We start from the raw sequence: 11462 nt of genomic DNA, 5'->3' as shown, positions 1-11462 counted from the left end.
GGAGCACAAAGCGGTCCAGGGCGGTGTGCCACCGCCCTGGCGGACGGTTCGGGAGGACCACGGTGAGCGGAGCCACGGGTGCTGGAGGTGCCACGGGCGGCCTGGCGGGCGGGCAGCAGGCCTACGGCGGCCCGACCCCGCCCCCGCCGCCGAGCACTCCGCCCGCGGGCGGTTTCTCCCAGCCGACCACGTACGCCAAGGGCCAGCCCACCCCGCCGCGCGGCACCCGCGTCCCCGGCACCCCGGGCGCTCCCGGTCAGGGCGGCGGCCAGGCCCGCCGCCCCGGCCCCGGGCCGTCCTCCGGCGGCGGCACCGGCCGGACCCGCAAGGCCCGGCTGCGGGTCACCAAGGCCGACCCCTGGTCGGTGATGAAGGTCAGCTTCCTGCTGTCGCTGGCCCTCGGCGTGATCATCATCGTGGCCGCCGCCGTGCTCTGGATGACGCTCGACGGCCTCGGCGTCTTCTCCTCGCTCAGCGGCACCCTGAAGGACGTCACCGGCAGCGGCTCGGACAGCTCCAGCGCCTTCAACCTGATGGACTACATCGGGTTCGGCAAGGTGATGCTCTTCACCGTCCTGATCGCGCTGGTCGACATCGTCCTGATGACCGCCCTGGCCACCCTCGCCGCGTTCATCTACAACTCGGCCGCCGGCTTCACCGGCGGCATCGAGCTGACCCTGGCCGAAGAGGACTGACCCGGGTCGGTCCGGCGGAATTCCCCGGGCCCCGGCGGCCGTTGAAGCCTCCGGGGTCCTTCGCCGTCCCGGGGAGGCAACCGGGTGACCGCCCGGCGAGCCGGGATTGGCGGTGCGGCCCGCAGCGCACAGATGGAAGAACGGGAACGGTCCAGTGGGCCGCCCGGCCGCTTCCGGCGGCCACCGGGCGGCCCGACGGGTACGACTTGGGTGGAGGTCCGTCGTGGCTCAGCACGCACAGAAACTGGTCGGCGCGGTGGAGGGTCTGCTCGGGCGCCCGATCCCCCTGCGGGTGCGCGCCTGGGACGGCTCCCAGGCCGGCCCGGCCGGCGCCCCCACCGTCGTCCTGCGCAACCGCCGCGCGCTGCGCCGCCTGCTCTGGGCCCCCGGCGAACTCGGCCTGGCCCGCGCCTACGTCTCCGGTGACCTCGAACTCGCCCCCGACACCGACCTGTACGAGGTGCTGGCCGCCGTCACCGCCTTCGCCGAGGACCCGAACGCCCCCCGTCCGGAGATCGGCCTCCGCGAGTACCTCGGCGCCCCCAGCCGCCGGCTGCTCGCCACCGGCCTGCGGCTGGGCGCCGTCGGCCCCGACCCCGCTCCCCCGGCCGAGGAGGTCGGGCAGCGCCGCGGCCGGGCGCACAGCCGCCGCCGTGACCGCGCCGCGATCAGCCACCACTACGACGTCGGCAACGACTTCTACCGGCTCGTCCTGGGCCCCACGATGGTGTACTCCTGCGCCTACTGGGAGCCCGCCGCCAAGAGCCTGGAGGACGCCCAGACGGCCAAGCTCGACCTGATCTGCCGCAAGCTCGGCCTGCGCCCCGGCATGCGCCTGCTGGACGTCGGCTGCGGCTGGGGCTCGCTGGTGCTGCACGCCGCCCGCCACTACGGCGTCCGGGCGGTCGGCGTCTCCATCTCCACCGAGCAGGTCGCGCTGGCCCGGCAGCGGGCCGCGGAGGCAGGTCTGGCCGACCGGATCGACATCCGGCTCCAGGACTACCGGGAGATCCCCGACGGCCCCTTCGACGCCGTCTCCAGCGTCGGCATGGCCGAACACGTCGGCTCCGACCAGTACTTGGTCTACGCCCGCCGGCTGTACGAGCTGCTGGCCCCCGGCGGCCGGCTGCTCAACCACCAGATCGCCCGCCGCCCGCTGCCCCCCGGCCAGAAGTACCGGCTCTCCCCCTTCATCGACCGCTACGTCTTCCCCGACGGCGAGCTCTCCCCCATCGGCACCACCGTCTCCCGGCTGGAGGAGGCCGGCTTCGAGGTCCGCGACGTCGAGGCCCTGCGCGAGCACTACGGCCGCACCCTGCGCGAGTGGGTCGCCAACCTGGAGGCGAGCTGGCCCGAGGCGGTCGCCCTGGCCGGCCGCGGCCGGGCCCGGGTCTGGCGGCTCTACATGGCGGCCTCCGCCGTCTCCTTCGAGCAGAACCACATCGGCATCAACCAGGTCCTCGCCGTCCGTCCCACCACCGTCGGCGCCTCCGGCCTCCCCCCGACCCGCCCGCAGTGGCTCGCGGAGGCCGTGGAGGCCGCCGGGGCCCCTGAGCAGCACCGCGAGCAGGTCCGTCCGGGAGGGTCCCGGGATACGGATTTGGGAGATCGGCCGTCGGTCCGCTAATCTTTCAGTGCGGCAAGGGCCTATAGCTCAGACGGTTAGAGCGCTTCCCTGATAAGGAAGAGGCCACAGGTTCAAGTCCTGTTAGGCCCACCGGCGCGAAGGCCCCGATCACCTGGTGATCGGGGCCTTCGACGTGTTCCGCCCGTAACCCCGCCGCCCGCCCGCTCGTTGGGCCCGGTGCGCAGAGGCAACACAGGGTGAGCTGACTCGAAACTGATGTGAAGTCGGGGATAGCCGGTCGACAGAGCCGGTCATTGGGTGACGTGGGACGTAGCGCGACCTCTGCTCCGGTCGGCGGATGATCCGGCCCCGCCCGCCCCGGGCTCCCGGGCGGTTCCCACGTCATGTCTTCGTTCACCCTGTGAGGCAACCCATGTCCATGGAAGCCGCGCTGCTCGAGTCCAGGACGCTCCGAAGCGGCCTGTGCGAGCGCACCGAAGTCCTCGACGAGGTCAAGGCCCTCGTCCTGCTGCCCGACGGGCTGTACGCCACCACGCGGATGGTGGCGGACTACTTCGAGGTCGGCGAACCCGCCCTCTACAGCCTGCTCCGCCGTCACCGGCAGGAGCTGGAGAGCAACGGATACACCGTCCTCAAGCCTGTGGACAACCCCGTGAACCAGACATTCAAAACGAATGGCTGGCAGGTCAGCGGTACCGAAGGAGGTGGTGGGGCCCCGTACGCCCCCACCCCGTCCGCGGGCGACTTCCGCCCCCAGGGCGGCGGCAACGGCGTGGCCCTCTACTCCCGGCGGGCCGTGCTGAACGTCGCGATGCTGCTGCGCGACAGCGAGGTGGCCCGGCGGGTGCGCGGGCGGCTGCTGGACGCGGTGGAGGCGGCGGCGCGGCCGGTGGTGGTGCCGCCGGTGGTGCACGCGTTCCGGGGGCGGCCGTGGCGGCGGTGGAGCGAGCTGCGGTGGGACGAGTACGAGGCGGGGCGGCGGGACCCGGCGGTGGCGGCCTGGCAGCGGCGGATCGACGGGCTGGAGCCGTTCGGGGCGTACCCGCCGGGGGAGGACGGGCCGGTGGTGCCGCCGTACGTCGAGGAGCCGGAGGTCGCGTTCACGGCGGAGGACCTGCCGGCGCTGGTCGCGGGGCTGGTGGTGTCGGTCGGGTCGGTCGAGCGGCGGCTCGACGCGCACGGGGTGCTGATCACCGCGATCGGTGAGCGGATCTCCCGGCAGGAGTCGCGGCTCGACAGCGTGGACGCCCGGCTCGACGGCATGGGCGCCCGGCAGGACGCCCTGGCCGAGGACGTGCGGGCGATCCGCCGGGACGTGGCCCACCTGCGGCGGCGCCGCCGGCGGTAGGCCGCATCCGTAGCGGGAGTGTTCCGGGCGCGCCGCCGGGCGGGAACGGCGGCGCGCCCGGGCGCGTTGTCGGGTGCATGGGCGTCTTCTGGGCGATGAGTCTGCCGGGGCTGGTCTGCGCCCTGGTGGTGCTGGCCTTCGTGGACCAGGTCGCGCTGCGGGCCAGCCGCAGCCGCTGGGTGCCCTGGCGGGGGACGGGTCGGGAGGGGCAGGTCTCGTCCACCGGGTTCGAGCAGCTGCACGCCCGGTTCGCGGCCGGCAAGCAGGCCGAGCTGGAGCAGCGGAGCACCACGCTGATGCTCCGGGACGAGGAGGGCGAGGGCGCCCCGCCGCGTTCCACGGTGGACCTGGACGGGGGCGTGGCGGTGATCCGGGCGGCGGACCGGCGGTTGGACGATCGCACTGATGGTGGGGTGTCAAAGCCGGTGGCGGATCGGTCGGTTGGCGGTGGCGGGGGCCGCTCTTGAACGGGTTACCGGTGTGTATCATCGGCCCCAGGGCGGTCTGCACCCTGACCGCTGGTTCGTGCTCCTACATCCAAGCAAGCAAGAAGGACGAGGTCCCGCGGTGAAGAAGCTTCTCCTGGTCGCCCTGGTCGCCCTCGGCGGCTTCTTTGTCTACCGTCAGGTCCAGGCGGACCGCGCCGAGCAGGACCTGTGGACCGAGGCGACCGACCCGGTCCCGGCCGGCCGTTGAGCGCCGACTGACGCAGTCTTCTCGGGCCGGCCCGCGGTGCACGGGCCGCGGCCGGTCCGAAACCCGCGCGGGCGGTTGTCCGGGAGCGGGTAGGCTATCCCCCGTTGCTCGGGGCCTTAGCTCAGTTGGTAGAGCGCTGTCTTTGCATGGCAGATGTCAGGGGTTCGACTCCCCTAGGCTCCACAGTCGCCGAACGGCCCCCGACCTGGGGAAACAGGTCGGGGGCCGTTCGCGTGTCCGGAGCCGGTCCGGCCGGCCGGTGGCGGGCCGGGGCGTGTTCAGTGCGGCTTGCGCGGGTCGTGCGGCTTGGGGCGGTCGTCGTCGGTGTCGGCGGCGGCCTCGGTGTCGGCGGACTGCGGGGCGCTCTCGTCCGGGTCGGTCTCCTCGTGCGGGACGGAGCCGTTCACCGACACGCCGCCGATCGGGTCGCCGACGGTGCTGCCGGAGGGCGGCGCGGTGGGGGAGGACACGACAGGGGACGGCGTGGCGGTCGGGGACGTGGGGGCGGAGGAGGAGACGGACGAAGAAGAGGAGGTGCTCGGCGGGGTGGCCGGGGCCGGGGGCTCGGTCAGCCACTCGGGGTTGTTCTGCTTGCGGTACCACTGCCAGGCCAGCACGCCGGTGCCGATGGCCAGGGTGCCGGCCACCGCGAGGCCGGTGGCCCAGCCGTTGCGGTGCTGCTTCTTGGCGTTCTTCGCGGCCAGCGCGCTGATCTCGGCGGCGCTGACGTGGCCCTGCAGCGCGGTCACCGCGGCGGCGCCGCGCTGCTGCGCCTCCTGGGCGATCGGCGTGACGGTCTCCTTGGCGGTCTGGAAGGTCTCGGCGACCTTGGGCACCACGGTGGCCTTCGCCTGCCCGGCGGCCTGCCCGGCCGAGATCTTGGCGGCGAGGGCGGCCTCCTGGGCCCGGTGGACGGCCCGGAGCGCGGCCTTCTGGGTCTCCGGCGGGAGGCTGGAGAAGGCGTGCTCCAGGTGCGGGGCGAGGTACTTGGCGTACTGCACCCGGGCGGCGTGGGCGGCCTGGCCGGCGCCCGCCTTGGCCTGCGCCCCGGCGGCCGAGGCCTTCGGGCCGAACGCCTCCAGCTTGGGGCCGAGCACCTGCTTGGCTCCTTCCGCGTAGTGCAGGGCGGCCTCCTTCGCGGAGACGGCGTAGGGCGCGACGGCGTCCTTCGCCCGTCCGGCGGTCTCGCGCGCGGTGTCCGTACGGCTCACGGGCTTCTCCTTCTCGGCGGGTGTCCGGCGTTGTCCGGTATGCACCTTTCCCTTTGATAGGAGATCATGCCTACCGCCCGTCGGGCACCTTCGACTGAGCCGTACGCGAGCCGCGTGGGATGATTCCCCGGATAGTCGGTAGAAAACAGGAAGGCATCTCCCGTGGCCCAGGAACTCACCGCCACCCTGAAGACCAACCACGGTGACATCGTGGTCGCGCTCTTCCCCAACCACGCGCCGAAGACCGTCGCCAACTTCGTGGAACTGGCCGAGGGCACCCGCGAGTGGAAGAACCCGGAGACCGGCGAGGTGGCCGCCAAGCCGCTGTACGACGGCACCGTCTTCCACCGGGTCATCGAGGGCTTCATGATCCAGGGCGGCGACCCGCTGGGCAACGGCACCGGCGGCCCGGGTTACAAGTTCACCGACGAGTTCCACCCGGACCTGGCGTTCACCAAGCCGTACCTGCTGGCGATGGCCAACGCCGGCCCGGGCACCAACGGCTCGCAGTTCTTCATCACGGTCGCCCCGACCACCTGGCTGACCGGCAAGCACACCATCTTCGGCGAGGTCACCGACGCGGCCAGCCAGAAGGTGGTGGACGCCATCGCCACCACCGCCACCACCAAGCCGTACGACCGCCCGGTCGAGGACGTGGTGATCCAGCAGGTCGTCGTCTCCCGCGGCTGAGACCCGGTTCCGCGCCGCCCTCCCCGCGGGGGCCGCGCGCAGTAGCCTGGGCGGTCCCGGCGGTGCCCCGTTCTCGACGGTGGCGGCGCCGGGACCGTCTCGTTGAGGAGGATCAGCGGCGATGCATCCGGAGGAGCCCGTGCGACCGACACCGGCGGACGGCCAGGGCCAGGGGAGCGGGCTGCCCGGCTGCTACCGGCACCCCGAGCGGGAGACCGGGGTGGGCTGCGCCAGGTGCGGCCGGCCGGTCTGCCCGGAGTGCATGGTGCCCGCCTCGGTGGGCTTCCAGTGCCCGGAGTGCGTGCGCGGGGAGGCCGCCCGGGAGGACCGGGACCGGCAGCGGCCCCGGACCACGGCCGGTGCGGTGCTGGCGCTCGGTGACGGGGCCCTGGTCACCAAGGTGCTGATCGGGATCAACCTGGCGGTGTTCCTGTTCACCGAGTACCTGGTGACCGGCTGGCAGGCCCGGCTGGGGATGGTCAGCTGGGCACAGGTGCCGGGGGTGCGGCTCGGCGTGGCCGAGGGGCCGACGGAGTGGTACCGGCTGGTGACCGCGGTGTTCGTGCACGCCGGGGTGCTGCACATCGCGACGAACATGTTCTCGCTCTGGGTGCTCGGCCCCCAGCTGGAGCGGTTGCTCGGCCGGTTGCGGTTCCTGGCCCTGTACCTGGCGTCCGGGCTGGCGGGCAACGCGTTCGCCTACCTGCTGGTCGGCCGGGAGATGTTCACGGTCGGTGCCTCCGGTGCGATCTTCGGCCTGCTGGGCGCGACCGCGGTGCTGTTCAAGGCGACCAGGACGCCGATGCAGCCGGTGATCGCGCTGCTGGTGGTCAACCTGGTGCTGAGCTTCTCGCTGCACGGGATCGACTGGCGTGCCCACGTCGGCGGCCTGGTGGCGGGCGCGGCGATCGGTGCCGGGATGTTCTACGCCCCGCGGGAGCGCCGGAACCTGGTGCAGGGGCTGGCGGTGGCCGGGGGGCTGGCCGTGACCCTGTTGATGCTGCTGGCCGGGACGGCGCGCCTGCCGGGGTGAGCGGGGCTGTGCACAGTCGGTGGGCGCCGGGGCGCGCCCGCCGATTGGATTTCCCGGCTCTACGCGCGTTATGCTGCCGCGTTGCGAGTTATCCACAGGCTGGGCGGAGTTTTCCCCAGTGTGGACAACCCTGTGGATAAACGTTCGGACGTTCCGTCACGACCCGGGTGGGCCCGGGCAGCGCGGACACCGCCCCGGCGCGGCGGCCGGAGCGGTGCGGGCGCGTCACGGGGTGTCGCGCGGGGCGGACCGGCCCGGCGTCACTTCCACTGCGTGGAGACGCCGAAGCCCGCCGCGATGAAGCCGAAGCCGGCCAGGATGTTCCAGTTGCCCCAGCTGCCGACCGGCCAGTCGCCGCTCGTCACGTAGTAGGTGACGATCCAGACCAGGCCGACCAGGAAGAACACCAGCATCAGCGGTGCCACCCAGCTCCGGCCGGAACTGATCTTCACGGCCGTCGAGGTGCTGGGCGGCGGCGTGTAGTCGGCCTTCTTGCGGAGTCGAGACTTCGGCACGAGGGGTTCTCCTGTCGATGCGCTGTGACCGCGCGGGTGGGTCAGCGTGGGCGGGCGGCAAATGGTGGGCCGGTCCGTACGGTTGGTCCTCCGCACATGCCACCGGCGTCCGTTAGCGTAGTGGCTCGCCGGGTCATAAGGAGATAAGGGTACGGTGCCTGATTCCACGATTTCTTCCCCGTCCCCGGCTCCGCGCCCGCGTCGTGGGCGAATTGTCGGACGTGCCCTGACCTGCACCGTCTTCGCGCTCGCCGGCCTGCTCTTCTACGTCAGCGCGCGGACCGCGCACGGGACCGACCTGCGCACCGACAACTCGCTGCTCAAGCTCAGCGACGTCATACAGCAGCGCTCCACCCAGAACCAGCAGCTGTCCGAGCAGGTCTCCGCGGACCGCGACCGGGCCGACCGGCTGGCCACCCGGCAGGGGCAGAGCCCGGACGACGCGGCCAGGCTGGCCGAACTCCAGCGGGCCGCCGGGCTGGACGCGCTGCACGGGCCCGGGCTGACCGTCACCCTGGACGACGCCCCGCCGGACGCCACCGCGCGGATCCCGGGCGTCCCCGAGCCCGGCGTCAACGACCTGGTGATCCACCAGCAGGACATCCAGGCCGTGGTGAACGCGCTGTGGCGGGGCGGCGCCGAGGGCATCCAGGTGATGGACCAGCGGCTGATCTCCACCAGCGCGGTGCGCTGCGTCGGCAACACCCTGCTGCTGCAGGGCCGGGTCTACTCGCCGCCGTACGTGATCCGCGCGGTCGGCCGGACCGACGCGCTGCGCTCCGCGGTGGACGCCGACCCCACCGTCCGCAACTACCTGGGCTACGTCACCGCGTACGGGCTGGGCTGGAAGGTCCAGGAGAACGGCGACCTCACCCTGCCCGGGTACACCGGCTCCGCCGACCTGCGGGCCGCCTCGGCCCCCTGACGGCGCCCGGTGCCGCCGCGCGCGGGCCGATGCGCGGATACCCTCCTGGGCGGGTCGGTCGGGCGTCTACGCTTGTGCAGACCCGAATGACCGAGGAGCACCATGTACGGCTGGATCTGGCGGCATCTCCCGGGCCCCGCGCCGGTCCGCGCGCTGATCGCGCTGCTGCTCGTCCTCGGGGTGGTCTACGTCCTGTTCCAGTACGTCTTCCCGTGGGCCGAGCCGCTGCTCCCCTTCGGGAACGTGACGGTGGACCAGGGCACCGGCGGCTGAGTCCCGGCGCCGTACCGAGCCCCTCCGTCCTCCGACGCACCCCACCCCAGGAGTAGCGATGACCTCCGCCGACAGAGCGCCCCGGATCCTCGTGGTCGACAACTACGACAGCTTCGTCTTCAACATCGTCCAGTACCTGTACCAGCTGGGCGCGGTCTGCGAGGTCGTCCGCAACGACGAGCTGTCGGTGGCCGACGCCCGGCCGCGGACGGACGGGGCGGATGGGGCGGACGGGGAGGGCTACGACGGGGTGCTGCTCTCCCCCGGGCCCGGCACGCCCGAGGAGGCCGGGGTGTGCGTGGAGATGGTGCACCACTGCGCCCGGACCGGGCTGCCGCTGTTCGGGGTCTGCCTGGGCCTGCAGTCGATCGCGGTGGCGCACGGCGCGGTGGTCGGGCGGGCGCCCGAGCTGCTGCACGGCAAGACCTCGCCGGTGCTGCACGAGGACGGCGGCGTCTTCGCCGGCCTGCCCTCGCCGCTGACCGCCACCCGCTACCACTCGCTGGCGGTCGACCCGGCCACCGTGCCCGCCGAGCTGGTGGTGACCTCGCGCACCGACAGCGGCGTGATCATGGGCCTGCGGCACCGCGAACTCCTCATCGAGGGCGTCCAGTTCCACCCGGAGTCGGTGCTCACCGAGGGCGGCCACCGGATGCTCGCCAACTGGCTCGCCGAGTGCGGCTTCCCGGAGGCGGTGGGCCGTTCGGCCGGCCTCGCCCCGGTCATCGGCCGGGGGTGACGCCGGTGACCGCCGTGCGTCCGGAGGGGAGCGTGCCCGAGGGGCCGGGGGAGCCGGATGACTGGAGCGTCTACGAGCCCCCGGTCGAGCAGACCTTGAAGCTGCGGCTGTCCGACCCCGCCGCGGCCGGGTCGGTGCCCGCGCCGGCACCCGGGGCGGACGGCGGCCGGGCCGAGCGCCGCCGGACCGGCCGTCGCGGGGCGGGCACCGGCCGCCGCCGGGCCAGCGGCCGACCCGCCGGGCCGCGCCCGCCGCGCCCCAAGGAGCGCAAGCGGGTGGTGCTGGCCCGGCTGCTGGGGGAGTTGTTCATCACCCTCGGCGCGGTGATGCTGCTGTTCGTCTCCTACCAGCTGTGGTGGACCAACGTGATGGCCGACCGGGACGCCGGCGCCGCCAGCGACCGGCTGGAGCAGCAGTGGGCGCAGCAGCCCGTGCCGTCCGGCGGCGGGGCCGGCGGGGGGAGCACCCCCGCGCCGCAGACCAGGTTCGAGCCCGGGCAGGGCTTCGCCATCATCCACATCCCGAAGCTGGGCCTGGACTACCCGATCGCCGAGGGCACCGACAAGCAGAAGGTGCTCGACCACGGCCTGGTCGGCCACTACGCGGGCACCGCGATGCCGTCCGACCCGCAGGGCAACTTCGCGGTCGCCGCGCACCGCACCACGCACGGGCAGCCGTTCCGGAAGATCGGGCAGCTGGTGCCGGGCGACAGGATCGTGGTGGAGACCGCGACGGCGTACTACACGTACGAGGTGGCGGGCGGCATCCCGGAGACCCCGCCGAGCAACGTGACGGTGCTGCAGAAGGTGCCCAGGGGCTCGCCGTTCACGGCCGCGGGCCGCTACCTGACGATGACGACATGCACGCCGGAGTTCAGTGCCCGGGGAAGGCTGATCGTGTTTGGCAAGATGGTCGAGGAACGGCCGAGGAGCCAGGGGCAGCCGGAGGCGCTGACCGGGCAGCACTGACCAGCGAGGCGGCACCATGGGCACAGCCATTCGGGGCGGGCGGCGGCGCGGCAGGCCGGCGGTGGCCCTGGGGCTGCTGGGGGAGCTGCTGATCACCCTGGGGCTGGTGCTGGCGCTGTTCGTCGGGTACTCGCTGTGGTGGACGGACGTGGTGGCCGACCGGGCCGCCGGGCGGGCGGGGGACCGGCTGCGGCAGACCTGGACCGTCCCGGCGGCGCCCCCGGACGGCTCCGGCGCGGCCCGGGCGCCGCAGTACGGGGCGGGGGACGGGGTGGGCTTCCTGCACGTGCCGGCCTTCGGCCCGGGCGACCAGACGCTGATCCGGATGGGCACCACCGCGGAGGTGCTCGACGAGGGCGTGGCGGGGGTGTACGAGGAGCCGTACCGCTCGGCGATGCCGTGGGACGCGGAGGGCAACTTCGCGCTGGCGGCGCACCGGGACGGGCACGGCGCGAAGTTCCACGACCTGGACAGGCTGGCGGTGGGCGACCCGGTGGTGGTGGAGACCAAGGACGCCTGGTACGTCTACGAGGTCGCCGGGACGCTGCCGCAGACCTCCAAGTACGACGTGGGCGTGGTGGCGCCCGTCCCCGAGGGCTCGCCGTTCACCGGCCCGGGCCGCTACCTGACGCTGACCACCTGCACGCCGGTGTACACCTCCCGCTACCGGATGGCGGTCTGGGCGGAGCTGGTCCGCACCGACCCGGTGGACGCGCGGCGCACCCCGCCGCCCGAGCTGCGCTGACGGGGCGACAGGACGGCCGAGGGGCCGCACCGTTCG

Annotated in this window: 14 protein-coding genes and 2 tRNA genes; 14 read left to right on the top strand and 2 right to left on the bottom strand. The window is 73.4% G+C overall.

The window, feature by feature from the left end; genetic code table 11:
* Nucleotides 1-62: 62 nt before the first annotated feature.
* From OO48_RS09515 to OO48_RS09490, 7 genes are all read left to right on the top strand, one after another.
* Nucleotides 63-695: a DUF3566 domain-containing protein gene (locus OO48_RS09515; protein ID WP_033214166.1), complete on the top strand. Its 633-nt coding sequence runs from the start codon at nt 63-65 to the stop codon at nt 693-695.
* A gap of 223 nt (nt 696-918) precedes the next feature.
* Nucleotides 919-2322, top strand: coding sequence for an SAM-dependent methyltransferase (locus tag OO48_RS09510; RefSeq protein ID WP_033214164.1), 1404 nt, complete (start codon nt 919-921; stop codon nt 2320-2322).
* A 16-nt stretch (nt 2323-2338) separates the two neighbouring features.
* Nucleotides 2339-2412: transfer RNA gene (locus OO48_RS09505), tRNA-Ile, on the top strand.
* A 283-nt stretch (nt 2413-2695) separates the two neighbouring features.
* Nucleotides 2696-3631 (top strand): endonuclease/exonuclease/phosphatase family protein, encoded by a 936-nt coding sequence (locus OO48_RS34990; protein WP_051731928.1) that lies wholly within the window; start codon nt 2696-2698, stop codon nt 3629-3631.
* A 95-nt stretch (nt 3632-3726) separates the two neighbouring features.
* Entirely contained in the window at nt 3727-4098 is a 372-nt protein-coding gene (locus tag OO48_RS09495) for a DUF6191 domain-containing protein (RefSeq protein ID WP_342449634.1), read from the top strand.
* A gap of 100 nt (nt 4099-4198) precedes the next feature.
* The gene (locus OO48_RS39185; RefSeq protein ID WP_014137031.1) at nt 4199-4327 is read left to right on the top strand and encodes a DLW-39 family protein; all 129 of its coding nucleotides are present in this window, start codon (nt 4199-4201) and stop codon (nt 4325-4327) included.
* Nucleotides 4328-4437: 110 nt separating this feature from the next.
* Nucleotides 4438-4510: transfer RNA gene (locus OO48_RS09490), tRNA-Ala, on the top strand.
* Between the two features lie 95 nt (nt 4511-4605).
* Here OO48_RS09490 and OO48_RS09485 read toward each other — a convergent pair.
* Nucleotides 4606-5538 (bottom strand): DUF5324 family protein, encoded by a 933-nt coding sequence (locus OO48_RS09485; RefSeq protein WP_051731927.1) that lies wholly within the window; start codon nt 5536-5538, stop codon nt 4606-4608.
* Between the two features lie 162 nt (nt 5539-5700).
* Here OO48_RS09485 and OO48_RS09480 point away from each other — a divergent pair, with 162 nt between their 5' ends.
* Nucleotides 5701-6228, top strand: a complete 528-nt coding sequence (locus OO48_RS09480; protein WP_033214162.1) for a peptidylprolyl isomerase — start codon at nt 5701-5703, stop codon at nt 6226-6228.
* Between the two features lie 121 nt (nt 6229-6349).
* On the top strand, nt 6350-7261 hold the full coding sequence (locus OO48_RS09475) for a rhomboid family intramembrane serine protease (protein ID WP_051731926.1): 912 nt from the start codon (nt 6350-6352) through the stop codon (nt 7259-7261).
* A gap of 260 nt (nt 7262-7521) precedes the next feature.
* On the opposite strand, the gene crgA is transcribed toward OO48_RS09475, so the two are convergent.
* Nucleotides 7522-7776 (bottom strand): cell division protein CrgA, encoded by a 255-nt coding sequence (crgA, locus tag OO48_RS09470; protein WP_033214161.1) that lies wholly within the window; start codon nt 7774-7776, stop codon nt 7522-7524.
* A 154-nt stretch (nt 7777-7930) separates the two neighbouring features.
* Between crgA and OO48_RS09465 the strand changes: the two genes are divergently transcribed.
* From OO48_RS09465 to OO48_RS09445, 5 genes are all read left to right on the top strand, one after another.
* Nucleotides 7931-8701: a DUF881 domain-containing protein gene (locus OO48_RS09465; RefSeq protein WP_209439455.1), complete on the top strand. Its 771-nt coding sequence runs from the start codon at nt 7931-7933 to the stop codon at nt 8699-8701.
* Nucleotides 8702-8803: 102 nt separating this feature from the next.
* The gene (locus OO48_RS38835; protein ID WP_033214160.1) at nt 8804-8974 is read left to right on the top strand and encodes a hypothetical protein; all 171 of its coding nucleotides are present in this window, start codon (nt 8804-8806) and stop codon (nt 8972-8974) included.
* Nucleotides 8975-9032: 58 nt separating this feature from the next.
* The gene (locus tag OO48_RS09455; protein WP_033214158.1) at nt 9033-9713 is read left to right on the top strand and encodes an aminodeoxychorismate/anthranilate synthase component II; all 681 of its coding nucleotides are present in this window, start codon (nt 9033-9035) and stop codon (nt 9711-9713) included.
* Between the two features lie 5 nt (nt 9714-9718).
* Entirely contained in the window at nt 9719-10681 is a 963-nt protein-coding gene (locus OO48_RS09450; RefSeq protein ID WP_081952009.1) for a class E sortase, read from the top strand.
* A gap of 16 nt (nt 10682-10697) precedes the next feature.
* Entirely contained in the window at nt 10698-11426 is a 729-nt protein-coding gene (locus tag OO48_RS09445) for a class E sortase (protein WP_033214156.1), read from the top strand.
* Nucleotides 11427-11462: the final 36 nt, after the last annotated feature.

Origin of the sequence: Kitasatospora phosalacinea (genome assembly GCF_000716545.1) — a bacterium.
Classification (GTDB): domain Bacteria; phylum Actinomycetota; class Actinomycetes; order Streptomycetales; family Streptomycetaceae; genus Kitasatospora; species Kitasatospora phosalacinea.
This window is presented reverse-complemented; position numbering and strand designations above follow the sequence as displayed.